The organism is Pseudomonas sp. GW821-FHT07F05, assembly GCF_059418765.1.
In genome coordinates this window covers 161109-181037 of sequence record NZ_JBWKQL010000006.1, presented here as the reverse complement: position 1 = coordinate 181037, position 19929 = coordinate 161109, and the positions used below count along the sequence as shown (strand labels likewise).

Here is a 19929-nt window from a genome sequence, read left to right as displayed (position 1 = left end):
AGCTGCCACTGAATACTCTTTCGCCAGACAGGCATAGAAAACTCCGCAAAACCAAAGCGCACAACCAGAACGGAACAGTGCTGATGGCTTGCCCGGAGCAATTACCGGGCCACGGAGCTGATCAAGTGGTCAACTTGCCGCGGGCGGCTGGCCTTGCGCCACTTAGGGCCTGAATGTGAGGGCGTTGCGGATGATTATGAAAAGACTGCGCGGCGGGTTGTGTACAAAAAGTGAGTCTTTTTGGAACAAATTCCTGGCCGGTGCGCAGAAAAGTGGCGGTCCCTCGTCATTGGGTGAGGCCTGCGCCAGTTACCTGACGCGCAGTGCCGAGCCGTCAGGCCCTGCGCCGCGCATTCTTCGGCGGGTGACTCGCCTCAAGCGTGCTGCACGCCCGCGCGCTTGAGCAGTTTTTTGCAACGCTCCGACAGATGCACCACGCGCAGGTGCTTGCCCGCCTTTTGATACCGCTCGCGCAGGGTTTTCAGCGCGGCGATCGCCGAATAGTCCACGAAGATCAGATGTCGGCAATCCAGCGTGACCTGCTGCGGATCGTTGAGGTGATCGAACTGATCGAGGAATGGCGTGGTGGAGGCGAAGAACAGCGTGCCGTGGAGGTGATACATCTTGCTGCCGTCGGGCTCGATGTGGCTGTCGGCGTACAGCTCGCGGGCCTGTTGCCAGGCGAAGTTCAGCGCCGCGATGAGGATGCCGAACAGCACGGCCGTGGCCAAGTCGGTGAGGACAGTCACGATGGTCACGGCGATGATTGCGAAGACATCGTTCAGCGGCACTTTGCGCAGCACCCGCAGGGAGGCCCAGGCGAAAGTCTGCTGGGCCACCACGAACATCACGCCGACCAGCGCCGCCAGCGGAATGCGCTCGATGAGGGGCGACAGGAACAGCACGAACATCAGGATCATCACGCCGGCGACGATGCCCGACAGGCGACCGCGGCCGCCGGAGCTGAGGTTGATGACCGTCTGGCCGATCATTGCGCAGCCGCCCATGCCGCCGCACAGGCCGGACGCCAGGTTCGCCACGCCGAGGGCGACGCATTCGCGGTCGGGGTAGCCACGGCTTTCGGTGATTTCATCGGTGAGGTTCAGGGTCAGCAGGGTTTCCAGCAGGCCGACCAGCGCCATCAGGATCGCGTAGGGCGCGATGATGCGCAGGGTGTCCAGATTCCACGGCACGTCCGGCAGCGACAGGCCCGGCAGACCGCCGGCGATGTGCGCCATGTCGCCGAGGGTGCGCGTCGGCAGGTCGAACAGGTACACCAGCACACCGACGCCGAGGATGGCGACCAGCGCCGGCGGCACCGATCGGGTCAGGCGCGGCAGCAGATACACCACCGCCATGGTCATCGCCACCAGGCCAATCATCAGGTACAGCGGCGTACCGCTGAGCCAGGTTTCGCCGCTTTTGAAATGCTCCAGCTGCGCCATGGCGATGACAATCGCGAGGCCGTTGACGAACCCGAGCATGACCGGATACGGCACCATCCGCACCAGCTTGCCCAGGCGCAGCAGCCCGAACGCGATCATCACCAACCCGCCCAGCAACACCGTCGCCAGCAGGTACTGCACGCCGTGCTGCACCACCAGCGCCACGATGACCACGGCCATCGAACCCGCCGCACCCGAGACCATGCCGGGACGCCCGCCGAACAGAGCGGTCAGCGTGCAGATGATAAAGGCCCCATACAGGCCCATCAGTGGATTGAGGTGCGCGACCAGCGCGAAGGCGATGCACTCGGGCACCAGGGCGAAAGAGGTGGTGAGTCCGGCGAGGACATCGGCGCGAAGACGGGCGGGTTTCATTGAGTACCTAGCGGGCGGCGTGCAAAAGGAGGGGATGTTACGGAATGTGAACGCAGACGGCCAGTTGGGGAAATGCCGCACCCTGCCAGGTCCACTCATTCTTCAGGTGTCCTGTCGCGGCCGATTGTGTAACGATGTTTGACTCAAACAGCTCGCCGATTCCTGTGATCAAGGCTCGGCACGTCATCAAGGACAGAACACGGATGCTCGCTGCGCTCAGACACTACCCGGCTTCAGTCAATCTCCTGCTTTCGTCCTCGCTTTTTCTGACGCTGGGCAGGGCGATCACCCTGCCGTATCTGGTGATTTACCTGTCTTCGAATTTCGTATTGAGCATGAGCGACATCGGCATGGTCGTCGGCGGGGCGCTGATTGTCGGCTCGTTGCTGAGCCTCTACGGCGGCTACCTCACCGACAAACTGTCCAGCTACCGGTTGATTCTGTGCTTCACCGGGTTCTTCGTCGCCGGCTTCATCGGCATGTGCGTGACCAACAAGCTGTGGCTGTTTTTCCTGTTTCTGGTGTCGTTCAATTTCGCGTATTCGGTCATCGATATTGTGGTCAAGGCCGCGTTCGGCAAGCTGTTGCCGGTGGGCGATCAGAGCAAAGTCTTCTCGGTGCGCTACACGCTGATCAACATCGGCTATGCGGTCGGGCCGTTCATTGGCGCCGGGTTGGCCCACTGGAACATGAAGCTGCCATTTGTGATGTCGGCGGCGCTGGGCCTGGGCTTCTTGCTGGTCTACGCAATGTACGGGGACCGCAAGCTGAGTTCAGCGGACCCGGCCAATGCGCCAGTTTCCTTCATCGCCGTCGGACGCATCCTGCTCAAGGACTACCGGCTGGTGTGCTTCACCGTCGGCGGCGTGCTCAGCGCGGTGGTGTTCGGGCAGTTCACCGCGTACCTGTCGCAATACCTGGTCACCACCAGCACGCCGGAATTCACCTATCAGGTCATCAGCTCGGTGGTCGCGGTGAACGCGGCGGTGGTGATCTGCTTGCAGTACCTGGTCGGCAAACGCATCAGCCATCAGTACCTGAACCAGTGGCTGACCGCAGGTTTCAGCCTGTTCCTGATGGGCGTGGTCGGGTTTGCGCTTTCGACCACGGTGCTGCACTGGTCGCTGGCGGTGGCGGTGTTCACCCTCGGCGAGATCATCGTGTTCCCGGCCGAGTACATGTTCATCGACCGCATCGCGCCGACCCATTTGCGCGGCATGTATTACGGCGCGCAGAACCTCTCCAACCTCGGCGGCGCGCTGGGGCCGGTGTTGTGTGGCTTCGCCCTGGCGACCCGGTCGGCGCATTTCATGTTTTACATGCTGGCGGCCTTCATCATCGCCGGCGGCTGTTTCTATCTGCTGGGCGCCTCTTATTCCAGACGCCACGATCAATCTTTCACTGCCGAATGAAGCGTTTTGATGACCGTTCTGTCTCCACTTGAGGCCTGGCAGCAGGCCGTTGATGCCCAGGGTTTTCAGCCGGACGAGGCGCAGCGCAATGCCGCGCTGCACTTGCAGGCGTGCTGGCAGGCGCTGAATGACGGCAAGCGTGGCGCCGCGGTCAAAGGCGTTTACCTGTGGGGCCCGGTGGGGCGCGGCAAGACCTGGCTCATGGACCGTTTTTACGACAGCCTGCAGGTCCCGGCCCGGCGCCAGCATTTTCATCACTTCATGCGATGGGTGCATCAACGCCTGTTCCAGCTCACCGGCGTGGCCAAACCGCTGCAGGTGCTGGCCCGGGAACTGGCCCAGGACGTGCGCGTGTTGTGCTTCGACGAGTTGTTCGTCAACGACATCGGTGATGCGGTGATTCTCGGCGGCCTGTTGCGCGCCATGTTTGATGAGGCCGTGGTGGTGGTCTGCACGTCCAATCAATTGCCCGAACAGCTGTACGCCACGGGTCATAATCGCGAGCGTTTCGTGCCCGCGATCACGGCGATCAACCAGTTCATGGAGGTGGTGTCGGTCGACGGCGGCGAGGACCACCGGCTGCATCCCGGTCAGGCGCAGCAGCGCTACTGGGTGAAGGCGGAGCAGGGGCCGAGCGCGTTGGTCGAGGTGTTCGAGACATTGAGCAGCGGTGAGTCGGTGTCGATTCAGCCGGTGCCGCTGGGTCGTCGCCATGTGCCGGTGGTGCGCAGCAGTCGAACGGTGATCTGGTGCCGCTATGCCGACGTGTGCGAGCAACCGCTGGCAGCGATGGATTTCATTGAGCTGTGCGATCGCTACAAGGCCGTTTTGTTGAGTGAAGTGCCGGCGTTGAGCGCACCCCAGCGCGAGGGGCGCATTGCCCGTGGTACCGAGGATGGCGTTGAACAGGTCACCGCGGGGGACCGCGAACTGCCGCAGCTGTCGCCCTATGACGATGGCGTGCGGCGTTTCATTGCGCTGGTGGACGAGTGCTATGACCGCAAGGTGCCGCTGTACATCGAAGCCGCGATGCCGATGGCCGAGCTGTATACCGAAGGCTATCTGGCGTTCGCGTTTCGACGCACGCTGAGCCGCTTGCAGGAGATGCAGCTGGCGCGGTTCGGTCATTAACGCTGCTAAGACGCAAACTTCAATTCACACGCTGTTGCGTCGGCGCTGGGCCAACACATGCTTGGCGCCTTCCCCCACCAGGACCATGACCGCCAGCCAGATGGGCAGGTAGGTCATCCATTCGTCGCGGCCGATGGATTCGCCCAGCAGCAGGGCGACACCGACCAGCAGCACCGGCTCGACGTAGCTCAGCAGGCCGAACACGCTGAACGCCAGCAGGCGGCTGGCGAGAATGTAGCTGACCAGGGCCGACGCACTGATCGCCCCCAACACCGGAATCAGCACATAAAAGCGTGGGAATTGTTCCACCACCGACGGGTTGCCCTGGCAGATGAACAGCACGGCGACGGGCAGGATCAGCAGCATGTCCCACCACAGACCGCCGAGGTTGTCGGTCTTGAGCTTGCGCCGCAGCACGAAGTACAGCGGATAACCCAGGCAGACGACCAGGGTTTCCCAGGAAAAACTGCCCAGGCGCAGCAGCTCGTTGCCCACACCAACCAGCGCGCAGCAGGCGGCGATTTTCTGCAGGTGCGACAGGTGCTCGCCGTACACCACGCGTCCGGTGAGGATCATGGTCAGCGGCAGGAGAAAATACCCGAGCGACACCTCCAGACTGCGGCCGTGCAGCGGCGCCCACATGAACAGCAACAACTGCGCGCCCATCAACGTCGCCGACAGCGCCATGCCCGCCAGCAATGCAGGCGTCTGGCGCACCCGGACGCCGAGGGCGCGGGCCAGTCTCCAGTCGCCGCTGGAGAGCATGAACAGGGTCACGCAGGGCAGGGTCAGCAGCATGCGCCAACCGAAGATTTCTTCACCGCTCAACGGCGTGAGGAGTGAGGTGTAGTAGTACATGACCGCGAACAGGCAGGAGGCCATGACCGATAACGCAACGCCCTTGTACACGGGGGCTCCTTGTTTTCGATGCATTGGGTGTGGGTGCAGGAATGCTTTGATCGGCGGGCTCTGACGGCGCGCTTTGAGGGCACTTTTTAAAGCGCTTTTTGAGGCGTAGCGCACTGCAACGGCGCAGAGTTTATCCGAGGTCAGGCGGGCGGTCCGCAGCAATCTGGTAAACCGCAGGTGGGTTGGCAGTAAACGATGTACGTTTGGCAGAGATCGAGACCGCGTGCCGATTGAGCCGGTATGCGCTGTCGCCCAGACTTCTCTTCAACGCGCCACACCGGCGCGGCCGCTGGAGAGACTTCCCATGACTCAATCAATTGCTGGCATCAAGATCCCCGACAGCGCGCTGGCCCGCGCTACGACCGAGTACATCCGCGAGCAGGAGGACGATTTGCTGTTCCATCACTCGCGCCGGGTGTTTTTGTGGGGGGCGCTGACGGGGGAGCGCAAGGGGCTGAAATATGACGCCGAGCAGCTTTACGTCGGGGCGATGTTTCATGACGTGGGGCTGGTGGAGCGGCATCGCAGTGCGGACCTGCGTTTCGAGGTGGATTCGGCCAATGCGGCGCGGGCGTTCATGCAGCCCTTTGGGTTGTCCGAGGGGGATGTGGAGCAGGTGTGGTTGTCGATTGCGCTGCACACGACGCCGGGCGTGCCGGAGCATTTGCGGCCGAACGTGGCGTTGGTGACGGCGGGCGTGGAGATGGATGTGTTGGGGATCAATTATGGGGAGTTCAGCGATGAGCAGCGGGAGGTGGTGACCCATGCTCACCCGCGCGGGGAGGATTTCAAGGGGTGCATTTTGTGTGCGTTTGCTGGTGGGTTTCGGCATAAGCCGGACACGACGTTTGGTACGGTGAATGCGGATGTGTTGGTGGATGAGGATCCGACGTTCAAGCCGCTGAATTTTGTGGAGATTATTCGGCAGTCGCCTTGGAAGGCGTGATCCCTCATCAAGATCAAGATCAAGATCAAGATCAAGATCAAGATCAAGATCAAGGGCGTCGGCCTAACGGCCTCGGGTTTCGCCTTCGGCGAGTTACTTGGAAAAGCACCCCAAGTAACCAAGGGTGCTTGCTCCTGGTTGGGTTCCTCCTTCGTCGGAATACCCTCACTCCGACGACGCTCCGTGGGCCCGCGCCGAACGGACATCCATGTCCTGACGGCGCTCTCGCCGCATCCATGCGGCACGGCCCACTGCGCGTCGTCTGCGTTCAGCCTGCACCCAAGTCGCGTTTTGCGGTGTCTGGAATTTTTGTGTTTGAAGATCAAGATCAAAAGCGCGGAGCAGATCAACTGCTTCCCGGCTGAAGACGGTCCTACGACGTGCGCGTTCGAATAGTGGGACCGGCTTTAGCCGGGAAGGCGTCGGGCGCCGCGCTGCAAAATGATGGGTGTAGGCACAGGCCTCTTTCCCGGCTGAAGCCGGTCCCACTGAAGCAATCGATCGTTCCCACGCTCCGCGTGGGAATGCATCCTTTGACGCTCCGCGTCGATGTCTTCGAGGGCGAGTGAGGCGTTCCTGAGGCCACTTCCTTCAACATCCCTTCTTCGGCATTGTTTCAAGCTTTGTTAGGCTGGTCCCTATTTCGAGGGGACTGATTTATTTACAGCGCTTCACCGTAAATGAATCTGTCCCCGTCCAAGCATTCAACGGAGCGGCAATGACTTCCATCAGCACCGCAGCGCCCGTGGTACCGGGGCGGCTGGAGCAGTTCTCGACGCGGATCGCTTTTTTTGTCACCGGGTTCAGCATGTCGGCCTGGGCGCCGCTGGTGCCTTATGCGAAAAGCCGTTTGGGTCTGGACGACGCCGGCCTCGGGTTGTTGCTGTTGTGTCTGGGCATTGGCTCGATCGTTTCCATGCCGTTAGCCGGGGCGATGACGGTGCGTTATGGCTGTCGGCGTTTGATCGTGATGACGGGCGTGATCGCCTGTGTGTGCCTGCCTCTATTGGCCAGCCTCAGCTCGGTGCCGCTGATGGTCGCCACGCTGTTTGTCTACGGCGCGAGCATGGGTGCGCTGGGGTGTGTGACCAACATTCAGGCGATCATCGTCGAGCGGGCCAGCGGCAAGACCATGATGTCCGGGTTTCACGGGCTGTTCAGTTGCGGCGGGATTGTGGGCGCGGCGGGGGTTTCGGCGTTGTTGAGCGTTGGCGTCTGGCCGTGGCTGGCAATGGCCGTCGTTGCGTTGTTCATCGCGATCGCGCTGTACAAAGCCGCGCCCCACTTGTTGCCGTACGGCAGCGAACCGGGCGGCCCGGCGTTTGCCATCCCTCGCGGCGTGGTGCTGTTCATCGGTTTGATGTGCTTCACGGTGTTTCTCACCGAAGGCGCGATGCTCGACTGGAGTGCGGTGTTCCTCAGCGCCCAGCGCGGCGTCGAACCGTCCTACGCAGGATTCGGTTATGCGGTATTCGCGCTGGCCATGGCGATCGGGCGTCTGTGCGGCGATCCGATTGTCCGGCGCCTCGGTGTGCACAAAATCATCCTGTTTGGCGGGCTGTGCGCGGCCGCCGGGATGACCGTTGCGACGTTGATCCCGGTCTGGCAAGCGGCGCTGTGCGGCTACGCGCTGGTGGGAATCGGCTGTTCCAACATCGTGCCGGTGTTTTACAGCGCGGTCGGTCGGCAGAAAACCATGCCGGAGAACGTGGCAGTGCCGGCGATCACCACGCTGGGCTACATCGGCATTTTGATGGGGCCGGCCGGGATCGGGTTCGTCGCCCACCTCAGCAGCCTCGGTGCGGCGTTCATGATCATCGCCGTGATGCTGCTGGGTGTGGCGGTCAGCGGACGGTTCTTGCGGGTGTGAGGTCAATAAGGGGAATCAGCTCGGCATCATCGCAAAGCCCACGCCGAAGCGATTCCAGGCGTTGATGGTGGCGGCGGCCAAAGTAATGTTGACCACGTCGGCTTCGCTGTAGTGCTTGAGCAACGCTTCGTACTGATGTTGCGGCGCGCGGTGCACGGGCAGCAGGGTCAGGCTTTCGACCCAGGCGAGTACGACTTTTTCTTTCTCGGTGAAGAATTCGGTTTCTTCCCACACGCTGAGGGTTTGCAGACGGGCCTCGGTTTCGCCGGCCTTGCGTGCGTCATTGGCGTGCATATTGACGCAATATGCACAGCCGTTGAGCTGCGACGCCCGCAGACGGATCAGCTCCAGCAGCGAATGATCCAGGCCGGATTTACTCAGCGCTGTCTCCAGGCCGACCATGGCTTTGTAGGCTTCCGGCGATTTCTGGGCCCAGTTGATTCGGTGGTTCATGTCAGTGCTCTCTTTCAAAGGTTGCCGGCTATAGCCGCTGGACGTGGCGAAATCTTACGTCGGCACCGTCGCACGCCGAATAGCCAATGAAGGAGGTTTAGGGGAGACCAATTGTGCCGCTATCGATCAGCAGCGCATGGCTGGGGACGGGCGAGCAGACGCTCGCGGACACCGTCGTAGGCCAGGTTGAACAGCATCGTGTACGGCAGATACAAGAGCACCAGACCGATGTCCAGCAGGAAGGCTTCCAGCAATGTGACCGACAACCACCACGCCACCATCGGCACCACCAGGAAAATCAGTCCCGCTTCAAAGCCGATGGCATGAAGCGCCCGCGCCTTGAAATTCAGGACGAAACCCAACCGTGCGCGCAGACGGTCGAACCCGGCGTTGAAGACCATGTTCCAGAGCATGGCGACCGTGGAAATCATCACCGTCATCGCGCCCATCTTGCCGATGGCCTGGCCGAGCACCCAGGCCAGCCCGGGCGCGAACATCAGCACGCCGATGAGCTCGAACAGCAGCGCATGCAGGGCGCGTTCTTTGACGGATTTCGGCGCAACGACCGGCTTCGCGGTCTTGGGGGGCGTGAGGGTGTGCAGAGGCATGGCGGTGATCACTTTGTCGCGGGCAGGTGTGCATTGTCGGGGCGCGATGGGCTAGAGTGAAAATCGGTCCCATCGGAAAAACCGATGGCGACGTCGCATGCGCCTCAGAGGTATCACCCGTGAGCTATTCACCCGAAGCACTTGAAGCGTTTGCCCAGACCATCGCGCTGGGTTCGTTCAGCGCCGCCGCCCGGCGCCTGGGCAAGAGCCAGTCGACCATCAGCGAGGCCATTTCGCGGCTGGAGATCGACCTGGGCCTGGAACTGTTTGACCGCTCGACCCGCCATCCGGCGCTCACCGAAGCGGGCAGGGCGCTGGAAGGGCGCATCGAGGACGTGCTCGCGGCGTCCGACACATTGCGCCGCGCGGCGGGGCGTCTGGCCGACGGCATGGAGCCGCGCTTGACGCTGGTGCTGTCCGACGCGAACCAGTTCGCCGAATTCCAGGCGCGCATGACCGAACTCGATCAGCGCTTTCCGGAGCTGGAACTGGAGTGCGTGTTTGCCGAACACGGCGACGCGATCAACTTGATCCAGAGCGGTCGCGCGTCGTTGGGTCTGCTGTCCGCCCAGGCGTCGTACCCGCCGGAAGTGGGCTACGCGACCATCGTCGAGCGCGCGGACTTCGGCATCTTCGTGTCCCACAGCCACCCGTTGGCCGCAGAAGAAGCCGTCGATTACCGCCATCTCGCGCAGCATCGGGCGTTGCGCCTGAACACCATCGTCGACGAGAGCGTGCCCACCGACGACCTGCCCAGCGGCGCGCGGCGTAGCTGGTCAGCGCCCAATTACCTGCTGTTGATGGACATGGCGATCTTCGGATTCGGCTGGTCGGCGCTGCCGCGCTGGCTGGTCAGCACCTGCGGGCAGGACCGGTTGAAGGAACTTAAAGTGCCGGGTTGGCCGCGCAGCTCGGCGGTCGACGTGATCTGGTCCCGGCAAAAAAGCCTGGGACCGGCCGGGACCTGGTTGCTGGACACGTTGCTGGAGGGGCGAGGAGGGTATTGATCCGGCTCACCCCGGTCTGCCTTCCAGCACAAACCCCTCCGGCATTTCCTGAGCAAAGGCGCTCACGACCTCGCGGGTCAGGCTGACGATGTCTTCCACCAGCTCCATTCCCGCGCCGGTGCGCCAGCTGGCGACGATGTCCATCAGCGGCGGCAGCGGGACGTTCTCGATCAGCGTCAACGCGCCCTGGGCCAGTTCCCCATGCACCAGCGTCACCGGCAGCGCGCCGATGCCGAAGCCGTCGCGCACCAGCCGGGTAATGGCTGACGCCGAGTTCACGCAGTTGATCCGTGGCGTGACGATGTTGGCGGTGTGCAGCATGTTGAGGATGTCCTGGTGCGGCCGCGAATTGCGCGAGAACGTGACGATGCGCGCTTCGGCGATTTCTTCCAGGGTCACGTCCGGGCGGTCGAATGCCGAGCCGGTCGGCACAACCCAGCGCAGGGGATAACGCGCCAGCACCGCGTTGCGCACGCTGTCGAAACGCAGCACGTCGGTCTGGAAAATGATGTCCTGATAACCCTTTTCCAGCTGCGAGCAGAGGTTGCTGGCGGTCTCGGCGGTGAGCTCGATTTCCAGATTCGGGTAACACTTCATCAGGCGTGTTACCAGGGGGCTGAGCCAGGTGTGTATCACCGTATCCATGGCGCCGATGCGGATGCGGCCGCGCACCTGGCTGGGGTCTTTGATCGCCGCTTTCATGCTTTGCATCGTGTCCATGATGTGCTCGGCGTATTCGAGCACGCGCGCTCCTTCTTGCGTCAGCGACACGCCCCTGGAATCCCGGACGAAAAGCCGCACGCCCATTTCGTCCTCCAGCGCGGCGATGCGGCTGGAGATGGAGGCTTGGGTGCTGAACAGTTTTTCCGCCGTCAGACGAAAGCTTTTCAGCCGCGCGACCCAGACGAAGGTTTCCAGAAACTTGAGATTCACCGACGGATTTCCTTGAGCAATTGGGCGCCGGCGCACCTACGTGATGACAGGGGAGCGTCACAGCGTTGCAGGCACGACCTGTGCAGACTGAGCACTGGAACAGCAGGTTGCATGCCACCCCGGCAACAGAAAATCTTATGGGCCATAGCGGGTTTTTCCCGTTGGACGCCCCGGCGTTGACTGCGGTGCCATGGGGCAGCGGCACTGTCAATTCGTTAAGCACAGGCGCCGCGACCGCTCGTTCCTCGAACACGTTCCTCATTCGTGCCCCAGCAAGGTACCGCCACTGCCAACGAGAACCCCATCATGCAAACCGCTATTAACCTCTGGCCGCTGCTTGGCGTGCTGGTCATCGTTCTGGGCTTCGTCCTGCGTTTCAACCCGATGCTGGTCGTGGCGCTCGCCGCCCTGGCCACCGGCCTTGCCGCGAGTATGCCGCCGGAGACCATTTTGGCGACCATCGGCACGGGCTTCATCAAAACCCGCACGCTGCCGTTGATCATCCTCTTGCCCCTGGCGGTGATCGGTTTGCTGGAGCGCCACGGCCTGCGTCTGCATGCGCAGAACTGGATCGCCCGGTTCACCGGTGCCACGGCCGGACGCTTGTTGATCGCGTATCTCTTTGTGCGCGAAACCACCGCAGCCCTGGGGCTGACCAGCCTCGGCGGCCACCCGCAGATGGTGCGGCCGTTGCTCGCGCCCATGGCCGAAGGCGCCGCTGAATCCCGCTTCGGCAAGCTGCCCGAGGCATTGCGCATCAAGCTGCTGGCGTTGTGCGCGGCGACCGACAATGTCGGGCTGTTCTTCGGTGAAGACATCTTCGTCGCCTTCGGTGCGATTGCGCTGATGCACACCTTCCTGCTCGGCTCCGGCATTGATGTCGACCCGATGCACATCGCCTTTTGGGGGATCCCGACAGCCATCTGCGCGTTCGTCATCCACGCCATCCGCCTGCACCGTTTCGATCAGCGTCTGAACCGTGAGCTGACGGCGCTGCCGCCGGCCTCCGCTGTCGACAAGGAGCTGGCGCGATGATCATTTCCATTCAATACCTGTACTGGCTGGCGGGCGTGATCCTGGCGATCACCGCGTTCATGACTGCGACCGATCGGACCAATCCCAAACGCTGGTCAACGGGACTGTTCTGGGGCCTGTTCGCCATTGCGTTTCTGGTCGGCGAGAAGCTGCCGCCGGTGTGGGTGGGCGTCGGCGTGATCGTCATGGCGGTGATCGCCGGGTTCGGCGGCGTGGGTTTTGGTCAGCATGAGAACCTCAACGACCGGGCGCGGCGGGAGAGTGCAGGGCGCTTGAAGAACAAGCTGTTCATTCCGGCGCTGGCGATTCCTCTGGTGACGGTGATTGGCGCGGTGCTGCTGAAGAACATCAAGGTTGGCGACGTCTTTCTGCTGGACCCGGCCAACAGCACCTTCGTGTCCCTGGGCATTGGCAGTCTGGTGGCGTTGGCTCTGGCCTGCTGGCTGACCCGCGACACGCCGGTGCAGGCCATGCGCGAATCGCGGCGCCTGACCGAAGCGCTGGGTTGGGCGCTCGTGCTGCCGCAGATGCTGGCGATGCTCGGGCTGGTGTTCAATGACGCGGGCGTCGGCAAGGCCGTGGCGCATCTGGCAACGGCTTACATCAACCTGGATTTTCGCCTCGTCGCGGTGATGGTGTATGTGCTCGGCATGGCGCTGTTCACCATCGTCATGGGCAACGGTTTCGCGGCGTTTCCGGTGATGACCGGCGGCATCGGCGTGCCGGTGCTGGTGGGCATGTACGGCGCCAACCCGGCGGTCATGGCCGCGATCGGGATGTTCTCGGGCTACTGCGGCACGCTGATGACGCCGATGGCCGCGAACTACAACCTGATTCCCGCAGCCCTGCTGGAATTGCCCGACAAGTACGCGGTGATCAAAGCGCAAATCCCCACCGCACTGGGGATGCTGGTGGCGAATATTCTGCTGCTGTATTTCCTGATGTAGTTATTTCCTGATGTGGTATCAGCGCCAGGCCCGCAGGCTTTCGCGGGCAAGCGCGCTACCTCGGTTGATCGCCATTTTATTCAGCAAATCCACTGGCGTGCAGGCGCCACGAGGCTGGGGAGTGAACACCCACCTGTGGGAGTGAGCTTGCTCGCGAAGGCGGTAGTTCAGCCGCCGCAGTTGTATCGGATGCCCCAGCCTCTTCGCGAGCAAGCTCGCTCCCACAGTTCAAATTCGGCATTGTCTGCTCCTCATCGCAAACGTTTGCGCGAATCCATGGTCTGTACGACCAGTGGCTGCAAACCCTCTGCCTCAGGGCTTCCAACCCGCTTCCTTTGAACGACATGTGTGTCGGGCGCCAAGCCGCATGTCCGCCTCGGAAGAAATAGGTTGAATAGTCACACAAAATGTTATTTAAATAACAAAAATAAAACCGCGAAGGTGGCCCGTCTTTCGGGCCCGGCGCGTGAACAAGGTACTCACACACATGAACAAGATCGCGGTCATCGGCAGCAACATGGTGGATTTGATCACCTACATCGACCGGATGCCGGCGCAGGGCGAGACCCTCGAAGCACCGAATTTCGCCATGGGCTGCGGCGGCAAGGGCGCCAATCAGGCGGTTGCGGCGGCCAAGCTGGGCGCTGACGTGTTGATGCTGAGCAAGGTCGGCGACGACATGTTTGCCGACAACACCCTGGCCAATTTCAAGCGTTATGGCATCGATACCCAGTTCGTCCAGCGCGTTCCCGGCGTCTCCAGCGGCGTGGCGCCGATCTTCGTGCAAAGCGATTCCCACAACAGCATCCTCATCGTCAAAGGCGCCAACGCGCACCTGAAACCTGCGGACATCGACGCTGCCCAGGCCGCCTTGCGCGACTGCACGCTCATCGTGCTGCAACTGGAAATCGAGCTGGAAACCGTCTACTACGCGATCGATTTCGCCAAGGCCAACGGCATTCCGGTGCTGCTCAACCCTGCGCCTGCCGTGAAGGGATTGAGCCGCGAGCACCTGTCACAGCTGGACTTCTTCATTCCCAACGAAACCGAACTGGCGTTGATCACTGGCCAGACTGTCGACTCCATCGAATCCGCCCGCGCGGCCGCCCTGCAGCTGGTGCAGGACGGGATTCGTCACGTCATCGTCACCCTGGGTGAAAAGGGCGCGCTGTACGTCGGCGAAGAAGGCGAATTTCGCGTCGAAGGCATCAAGGTCGATGCCCGCGACACCACGGGCGCCGGCGACGCGTTCATTGGTTGCTTCGCCCGCCACTGGAGCGAAGACGGCGACATGCGCAACGCCATGACCCGCGCGGTGGCCTATTCCGCCTGCTCGGTCACCGGCCTCGGCACCCAGAGTTCCTACCCGGACGCTGCCGCGTTCAGTCACTTTCTCGACACCCTTTGAGCCGCCGCGCCCTGCCGATCGCCTGATCGGTGGGGCGGGGTATTTCCTGTACTTCCCGGAGAACAACAATGACAAAGCCCGCGCTCCAACAATCACCGGACGGGTTCTACCTGAACCGCACGCCGTGGTTCGCCTTCCTGCTGCTGTGCTGCTGCTTCGCGCTGTGGGCAGCGGCCGCGAGCATGAACGACGTGCTCATCGCCCACTTCAAGAAAGCCTTCCTGCTCAGCGATGTGCAGACCTCCTTCGTGCAATCGGCGTTCTACCTCGGTTACTTCTTCGTGGCGATTCCTGCGGCGATGGTCGTCAGACGTTTCAGCTACAAGACCACCATCCTCATCGGTCTGGTGCTGTACATGGCGGGCTGCTCGCTGTTCTTTCCCGCAGCGTCGATGGCCAAATACGGCATGTTCCTGATGGCGCTGTTCGTCATCGCGGCCGGCCTGGCCTTCCTCGAAACCGCCTGCAACACCTACTCGACGCTGATGGGCCCGCGTGAAACCGGCACCCGCCGCCTGAACATCTCCCAGACGTTCCACCCGTTCGGCGCGATGACCGGCGTGTACGTCGGCAGCTTCGTGATGTTCAAGGACACCGACGCCACCCGCGAGCAGTTGACGCAGATGAGCGCCTCGGAAGCCGCAGTCCAGCAACTGCAGATGATCCAGTCGACGCTGCTGCCGTACAAATGGATGATCGCGGTGCTGGTGCTGATGTTCGTGCTAATCGCGTTCACCAAGTTTCCGGCGTGCAAGGGCAAGGTCACGGCCAACGTTAAATCGAGCAGCATCGGTCAGAGCCTGTCGCGTCTGTGGCGCAACCCGCGCTTCACCTTCGGCGTGCTGGCGCAGTTTCTGTACGTGGGCGCGCAAGTCGGCGTGTGGAGTTTCACCATTCGCCTGGCGATGCAGATGGGCGGGATGAACGAACGCAGTGCCTCGTGGTTCCTGCTAACCACCTTCGCCGCCTACTTCGTCGGCAAGATGATCGCCAACCTGCTGATGCGCAAAATGTCCCCGGCCAAAGTGCTGGCGATCTACGGCGTGCTGGCCATCGTGCTGCTGGCCTACACGATTCTGGTGCCTAACATCAGCGCGGTGTACGCGGCCGTTGGCGTGAGTATTTTCCTGGGCCCATGCTGGCCGACCATTTATGGCCTGACCATCGACGGTCTGGGCGAAGACACCGGTGTCGGCGGTTCGCTGTTGGTGATGAGTATTGTGGGCGGCGGCGTGATGCCGATCTTCCAGGGCCTGCTCTCCGACGCCACCGGCGGAAACATGCAGGTCGCCTACACCGTGCCACTGCTGTGCTTCGTCGCGATCGTCGCCTACGCCATCAAATGCATGCGCGATCCGCTGCCGGCCCAGGCACCGGTGGGCGCGGTGACGGCATCATGAGAACGGCCGAAAAGCGCACCACGATTGCGCTGTACCCGGAGCTGTTCAGTGGCGACGAAAAGACGCTGCTTGAATCCGCGGACTTTCGTGTGCTGGCCTGGACCTATCCCAGCGGCGTGAAAGCCGTGGCGCTGGAGAACGATCGCGGTCGGGTAGTGGTGCTGCCGTATCAGGGGCAAATGATCTGGTCGGCGGTCTTCGATGGCTGCGACCTGACCATGCGCAACATGTTCGAGCAGCCACGCCCGAGCCCGACGGTGATCGGCACCTACGGCTGCTTCATGTTCCACAGCGGGATTTTGCGCAACGGCTGCCCGACGCCGGAAGACGATCATCCGCTGCACGGTGAAATGCCCTGCGCGCCGATGGACAGTGCCTGGCTGGAAGCCGGCGAGGACGCGGGCGGCGGGTTTCTGCGCATCGGCGGCGAGTACGAATACGTGATGGGCTTTGGCGACCACTATCGCGCCAGGCCCAGCGTGACCTTGCGCCCGGGTTCGGCGCTGTTCGACATCGGCATGGACGTGCGCAACCTGGCCGGCAAGCCGATGGAGCTGATGTATATGGCGCACATGAACTACGCCTACGTCGACGGCGCACGTTTCGTCGAGCCATTGGGCATGGCGCGCACGCGGGTTCGCAGCAGCGTGCCGGCCCACGTCAAGCCGACGCCGGCGTGGTCGGCGTACATGGCCGAACTGACGGAAGACCCTTCGCGTCTGGAGAGCCTGAACACGCCTGAGTTGTACGATCCGGAGATTGTCTGCTTCTTCGACGGCGTGCACGCGGACGCCCAGGGCCATGCGCATTTCCTGCTCAAGCACCCGGAAGGCCCGGCGTTCTACACGCGCTATCAGCCGGCGCAGTTCGATCATGCGGCGCGCTGGATCCTGCACAACGCTGATCAGCAGGTGGCCGCGTTTGTGCTGCCGGCGACCTGTGAGCCCGAGGGGTATCTGGCGGAAAAGGCCAAAGGGAATGTGCGTCAGCTGGGTGCGGGGGAGAGCGCGTCTTTTAGCGTGACGACGGGCTATCTGGGGGCTGAAGAGGTGTTGCAGCTGGAAAACGGGTTGAAACGCTGAAGGACTCTTCGCGAGCAAGGTGGAGCGCCACCCCGGTCGCTCCCACAAATGTTGTATCCGACGCGGGAATCCGGCTGTACGCGACACCCTGTGGGCGTTGACTTGCTCGTGCTGCTGAATCGGTGATCAGGCAGCGACCACCGTTGCGTGGGTCGCTGCCTTATCTGCGGATAGACATCGACCCGGTGGGAGTGAGCTTGCTCACGAATGCAATGGCGCAGGCGACACACATTCAGGGCCGATTACACCACCCACCGCGCCCCATACCCCTCAATCAAATCCCGATAAACCTTGGGCAGCTTCTTGTCGCTCACCACCACATGAAAGTCCTGCAACGTGGCGAAATGCGCCGTGCGCACGGCATCAAATTTGGAATGATCGGCCAGCAACATACAGTGCCGGGCCTGGCGCAGGACCTTTTGCTTGACCTCCACTTCGTTGAAGTTGAAGCAGGTCACGCCCAGCTCGTCGCTGACCCCGGCCGCTGACACGAATGCCCAGGTCAGGCGGATGCCGTCGAGAATGGTCGCTTCGCTGTGGTGCTCGAACACCTGATTCTTGCGATGAAAGGTGCCGCCGCACAGCACGATGGAGCAGTTAGGCTTCTGCTGCAGCTTGAGCAGGACGTTGAGGGAATTGCACACCGCAGTGAATTCCAGCTCGTCCGGGATGAAGTCGATGACGAAAGGGATCGTCGTGCCGCAGTCGAAAAATACCGTGTCGCCGGGTTGAATGAACGCTGCGGCGAGCTTGCCGACCCGGCGCTTTTCCTCGACGTGGCGGGTGCCTTGTTCCGTGACTTTGTAATCACTGGCCTCTGACGGATCAAACGCCAGGGTGATATGCCCACCCAACAGGTGGAATTTGTCGGGGTGCCGGGTCAGGTCGCGACGCAGGGTCATCTCCGAAACGTCCAGCAGGGCGGCCATTTCCTTCAGGTGAATGGCCTTCTGATCTTGCAGGGCTTGCTGGATCAACTTGATACGGTCGGATTTTTTACTGTCCACGGGCATTCCGATTGTCGAATGGATATGGTAAAAAAATAACATTCATTGTTATATTTACAACATAGAATGATGCGCTCAGGCATGAAGCTTAAAGCGTGTCGCTGGTTACCGCCTCACTATCAGGAACCGATTGGCCATGAAGATCGAACCCGCAGCACTCGCCCAGTACATCGACCACACTTTGCTGGCCGCCGACGCCAGCCGCGAGCAGATCGCCACGCTGTGCCGCGAGGCGCAGGAGCACGGATTCTATTCGGTGTGCGTGAATTCTGGCCAGGTGCCCTATGCCGCCTCGTTGCTGGAAGGCCAGGCCGTCAAGGTCTGCGCCGTGGTCGGTTTCCCGTTGGGCGCCGGGCTGAGCGACACCAAGGCTTTCGAGGCGAAGCAGGCCATCGCCGCTGGCGCGGGCGAGATCGACATGGTCCTGAACATCGGCTGGTTAAAAGACGGCCTGTTTGACGACGTGCGCGACGATATCGCTGCCGTCAAAGATGCCTGTGGCGCGGTGCCGCTGAAGGTGATCTTCGAAACCTGCCTGCTGGACGATGCGCAGAAAAACCGCGCCGCCGAGATCTGCCGTGACCTCAACGTGGCCTTCGTCAAGACCTCCACCGGCTTCAGCCGCAGCGGCGCGACCCTGGAAGACGTCGCCCTGATGCGCAAGGTCGTGGGGCAGGGCGTTGGCGTGAAAGCGTCCGGTGGCGTACGCGATTACGCGACGGCCGTGGCGATGATCGAAGCGGGCGCGACGCGGCTGGGGACCAGCTCCGGGATCGCGATCGTCAGTGGTGCGGCGGCGTCGGGCTCGGGTTACTGATTCAGCTGCGGAGTCAGGTTTCGGTGCAGCCTGCGGCGTGACACCGTCCCCGATCAGGCGGCGGCGTTTCGACAGAAGGCCGTTCGCCGAAAAGAGCAGGACCCGCCCCGCCAATGACTGGCAAACTGCCGGTGCACTCACTTCTGCACCGGACACCTTTCTCAATGCGAACATTCTCCCTGGCGCGGCTCAAGGCCCGCTGGTTCTTCTGGCTGTGCATGGTGCTGATCGTCGTTGGTCTGCCGGTCGGTTGCGCGGCGCTGCAGCACAAGGAGCGTGAACTGGTCTTCATGATCGAGCCCGGCACGGCGAGCTGGTACCACGGCCTGCCGTCCGACGTGCAAGAGCTTGAACTCAAGGGGCCATCGTTCGGCCTCGGGCAGAACATCCATGCATGGTGGTGGCCTTCGGAGAAGAAGGACGCTCCCGCCATTCTTTATCTGCATGGCGCGCGCTGGAACCTCACCGGCCAGTTGTTCCGCATTGAACAACTGCGGGCGCTTGGGTTTTCCATCCTCGCCATCGATTACCGCGGCTTCGGCCAGAGCAAGGGCCAGTTGCCGTCGGAAGCGTCGGTTTATGAAGACGCGCGCATTGCCTGGGCACGCTTGAAGCAGATTCAACCCGACCCGCAAAAGCGCCTGATCTACGGGCATTCGCTGGGTGGCGCCGTGGCGGTCGACCTCGCCGCCGAACTGGGCCGGGATGCGCAAAAAGGTGATGAGCCCATTCAGGCGCGGGGGCTGATCATCGAATCGACCTTCACCAACCTCGCCGACGCTGCGTCCTCCGTCGCCAGCAAACGCACCTCGTTGCCGGTGCGCTGGCTGGTCTCGCAGAAATTCGACTCCATCGACAAGATCGCCGACGTGCATATGCCGGTGCTGATCGTGCATGGCACGGCGGATCAGTTCGTCGCGCCGCAGTTCAGCGAAGCGCTGTTCGACGCGGCGCAGGAGCCGAAGAACCTGCTGATGGTGCCGGGCGGCAACCACAACAACAGCATGAATCTGGGGCGCGAGGCCTACAGCCAGGCGATCCAGAACCTGCTCAACGAGAAGCCTCCGGCGGTGCACGCGTCCAATGCATCGGCGGCGTTGCTCAAGCAGCCCGGTTAGCCCTTTTTCACGACGGCGGCCGGTGT

General features: G+C 62.2%; 18 protein-coding genes. 12 read left to right on the top strand and 6 right to left on the bottom strand.

All coding sequences use genetic code 11. The features are described from left to right. Nucleotides 1–374: 374 nt before the first annotated feature. Nucleotides 375–1820 (bottom strand): SulP family inorganic anion transporter, encoded by a 1446-nt coding sequence (locus tag AC07RO_RS15170; RefSeq protein ID WP_495086417.1) that lies wholly within the window; start codon nt 1818–1820, stop codon nt 375–377. A 203-nt stretch (nt 1821–2023) separates the two neighbouring features. Here AC07RO_RS15170 and AC07RO_RS15165 point away from each other — a divergent pair, with 203 nt between their 5' ends. Together AC07RO_RS15165 and zapE are read left to right on the top strand one after the other, a co-directional pair. Further along, on the top strand, nt 2024–3232 hold the full coding sequence (locus tag AC07RO_RS15165) for an MFS transporter (protein WP_495086481.1): 1209 nt from the start codon (nt 2024–2026) through the stop codon (nt 3230–3232). Between the two features lie 9 nt (nt 3233–3241). Then, nucleotides 3242–4363, top strand: coding sequence for a cell division protein ZapE (zapE, locus tag AC07RO_RS15160; protein ID WP_495086416.1), 1122 nt, complete (start codon nt 3242–3244; stop codon nt 4361–4363). Nucleotides 4364–4387: 24 nt separating this feature from the next. On the opposite strand, the gene rarD is transcribed toward zapE, so the two are convergent. Next, nucleotides 4388–5272: an EamA family transporter RarD gene (gene rarD / locus AC07RO_RS15155; RefSeq protein WP_495008984.1), complete on the bottom strand. Its 885-nt coding sequence runs from the start codon at nt 5270–5272 to the stop codon at nt 4388–4390. 304 nt (nt 5273–5576) lie between these two features. On the opposite strand from rarD, the gene AC07RO_RS15150 reads away from it, so the two are divergent. Further along, complete coding sequence (locus tag AC07RO_RS15150) at nt 5577–6218, top strand: HD domain-containing protein (RefSeq protein WP_495086480.1); 642 nt, start codon at nt 5577–5579, stop codon at nt 6216–6218. A 718-nt stretch (nt 6219–6936) separates the two neighbouring features. Beyond that, the gene (locus AC07RO_RS15145) at nt 6937–8088 is read left to right on the top strand and encodes an MFS transporter (protein WP_495086415.1); all 1152 of its coding nucleotides are present in this window, start codon (nt 6937–6939) and stop codon (nt 8086–8088) included. Between the two features lie 15 nt (nt 8089–8103). Here the strand turns inward: AC07RO_RS15145 and AC07RO_RS15140 are convergent, their stop codons facing one another. Together AC07RO_RS15140 and AC07RO_RS15135 are read right to left on the bottom strand one after the other, a co-directional pair. After that, nucleotides 8104–8541 carry a carboxymuconolactone decarboxylase family protein gene (locus AC07RO_RS15140; protein ID WP_346628285.1) on the bottom strand — a complete coding sequence of 146 codons (438 nt, stop codon included), beginning with the start codon at nt 8539–8541 and terminating at the stop codon, nt 8104–8106. A 119-nt stretch (nt 8542–8660) separates the two neighbouring features. Beyond that, nucleotides 8661–9149, bottom strand: a complete 489-nt coding sequence (locus AC07RO_RS15135; RefSeq protein ID WP_495086414.1) for a multidrug/biocide efflux PACE transporter — start codon at nt 9147–9149, stop codon at nt 8661–8663. Between the two features lie 119 nt (nt 9150–9268). Between AC07RO_RS15135 and AC07RO_RS15130 the strand changes: the two genes are divergently transcribed. Continuing rightward, nucleotides 9269–10156 (top strand): LysR family transcriptional regulator, encoded by an 888-nt coding sequence (locus AC07RO_RS15130; RefSeq protein WP_495086413.1) that lies wholly within the window; start codon nt 9269–9271, stop codon nt 10154–10156. Nucleotides 10157–10162: 6 nt separating this feature from the next. Here AC07RO_RS15130 and AC07RO_RS15125 read toward each other — a convergent pair whose 3' ends face one another. Continuing rightward, a complete protein-coding gene (locus AC07RO_RS15125; protein ID WP_495086412.1) occupies nt 10163–11089 on the bottom strand; it encodes a LysR family transcriptional regulator in 927 nt (308 codons plus the stop codon). A gap of 306 nt (nt 11090–11395) precedes the next feature. On the opposite strand from AC07RO_RS15125, the gene AC07RO_RS15120 reads away from it, so the two are divergent. The 5 genes from AC07RO_RS15120 to AC07RO_RS15100 all read left to right on the top strand — a co-directional run bounded on the left by AC07RO_RS15120 (nt 11396) and on the right by AC07RO_RS15100 (nt 16961). Continuing rightward, nucleotides 11396–12124 (top strand): DUF969 domain-containing protein, encoded by a 729-nt coding sequence (locus AC07RO_RS15120; protein WP_463583649.1) that lies wholly within the window; start codon nt 11396–11398, stop codon nt 12122–12124. Next, on the top strand, nt 12121–13071 hold the full coding sequence (locus tag AC07RO_RS15115) for a DUF979 domain-containing protein (protein ID WP_495086411.1): 951 nt from the start codon (nt 12121–12123) through the stop codon (nt 13069–13071). Before AC07RO_RS15120 ends, AC07RO_RS15115 begins: the two co-directional genes overlap by 4 nt. Before the next feature lie 487 nt (nt 13072–13558). After that, nucleotides 13559–14479 carry a ribokinase gene (gene rbsK, locus AC07RO_RS15110; protein ID WP_346629626.1) on the top strand — a complete coding sequence of 307 codons (921 nt, stop codon included), beginning with the start codon at nt 13559–13561 and terminating at the stop codon, nt 14477–14479. 68 nt (nt 14480–14547) lie between these two features. Continuing rightward, nucleotides 14548–15879 (top strand): L-fucose:H+ symporter permease, encoded by a 1332-nt coding sequence (gene fucP, locus AC07RO_RS15105; protein WP_495086410.1) that lies wholly within the window; start codon nt 14548–14550, stop codon nt 15877–15879. Beyond that, complete coding sequence (locus AC07RO_RS15100; protein WP_495086409.1) at nt 15876–16961, top strand: aldose 1-epimerase family protein; 1086 nt, start codon at nt 15876–15878, stop codon at nt 16959–16961. Before fucP ends, AC07RO_RS15100 begins: the two co-directional genes overlap by 4 nt. Before the next feature lie 242 nt (nt 16962–17203). Here the strand turns inward: AC07RO_RS15100 and deoR are convergent, their stop codons facing one another. Beyond that, the gene (gene deoR, locus AC07RO_RS15095) at nt 17204–17974 is read right to left on the bottom strand and encodes a DNA-binding transcriptional repressor DeoR (protein ID WP_192175005.1); all 771 of its coding nucleotides are present in this window, start codon (nt 17972–17974) and stop codon (nt 17204–17206) included. Nucleotides 17975–18104: 130 nt separating this feature from the next. Between deoR and deoC the strand changes: the two genes are divergently transcribed. Beyond that, entirely contained in the window at nt 18105–18785 is a 681-nt protein-coding gene (gene deoC, locus AC07RO_RS15090; RefSeq protein ID WP_495086408.1) for a deoxyribose-phosphate aldolase, read from the top strand. Between the two features lie 164 nt (nt 18786–18949). Continuing rightward, a complete protein-coding gene (locus AC07RO_RS15085) occupies nt 18950–19903 on the top strand; it encodes an alpha/beta hydrolase (RefSeq protein WP_495086407.1) in 954 nt (317 codons plus the stop codon). Nucleotides 19904–19929 lie beyond the last annotated feature (26 nt).

Bases quoted from the DNA above. Each gene is read 5' to 3' on its own strand.
- AC07RO_RS15170 (WP_495086417.1), bottom strand. From the start codon at position 1,820: ATGAAACCCGCCCGTCTTCGCGCCGATGTCCTCGCCGGACTCACCACC.
- AC07RO_RS15165 (WP_495086481.1), top strand. From the start codon at position 2,024: ATGCTCGCTGCGCTCAGACACTACCCGGCTTCAGTCAATCTCCTGCTT.
- zapE (WP_495086416.1), top strand. From the start codon at position 3,242: ATGACCGTTCTGTCTCCACTTGAGGCCTGGCAGCAGGCCGTTGATGCC.
- AC07RO_RS15150 (WP_495086480.1), top strand. From the start codon at position 5,577: ATGACTCAATCAATTGCTGGCATCAAGATCCCCGACAGCGCGCTGGCC.
- AC07RO_RS15145 (WP_495086415.1), top strand. From the start codon at position 6,937: ATGACTTCCATCAGCACCGCAGCGCCCGTGGTACCGGGGCGGCTGGAG.
- AC07RO_RS15140 (WP_346628285.1), bottom strand. From the start codon at position 8,541: ATGAACCACCGAATCAACTGGGCCCAGAAATCGCCGGAAGCCTACAAA.
- AC07RO_RS15135 (WP_495086414.1), bottom strand. From the start codon at position 9,149: ATGCCTCTGCACACCCTCACGCCCCCCAAGACCGCGAAGCCGGTCGTT.
- AC07RO_RS15120 (WP_463583649.1), top strand. From the start codon at position 11,396: ATGCAAACCGCTATTAACCTCTGGCCGCTGCTTGGCGTGCTGGTCATC.
- AC07RO_RS15115 (WP_495086411.1), top strand. From the start codon at position 12,121: ATGATCATTTCCATTCAATACCTGTACTGGCTGGCGGGCGTGATCCTG.
- rbsK (WP_346629626.1), top strand. From the start codon at position 13,559: ATGAACAAGATCGCGGTCATCGGCAGCAACATGGTGGATTTGATCACC.
- fucP (WP_495086410.1), top strand. From the start codon at position 14,548: ATGACAAAGCCCGCGCTCCAACAATCACCGGACGGGTTCTACCTGAAC.
- AC07RO_RS15100 (WP_495086409.1), top strand. From the start codon at position 15,876: ATGAGAACGGCCGAAAAGCGCACCACGATTGCGCTGTACCCGGAGCTG.
- deoR (WP_192175005.1), bottom strand. From the start codon at position 17,974: ATGCCCGTGGACAGTAAAAAATCCGACCGTATCAAGTTGATCCAGCAA.
- deoC (WP_495086408.1), top strand. From the start codon at position 18,105: ATGAAGATCGAACCCGCAGCACTCGCCCAGTACATCGACCACACTTTG.
- AC07RO_RS15085 (WP_495086407.1), top strand. From the start codon at position 18,950: ATGCGAACATTCTCCCTGGCGCGGCTCAAGGCCCGCTGGTTCTTCTGG.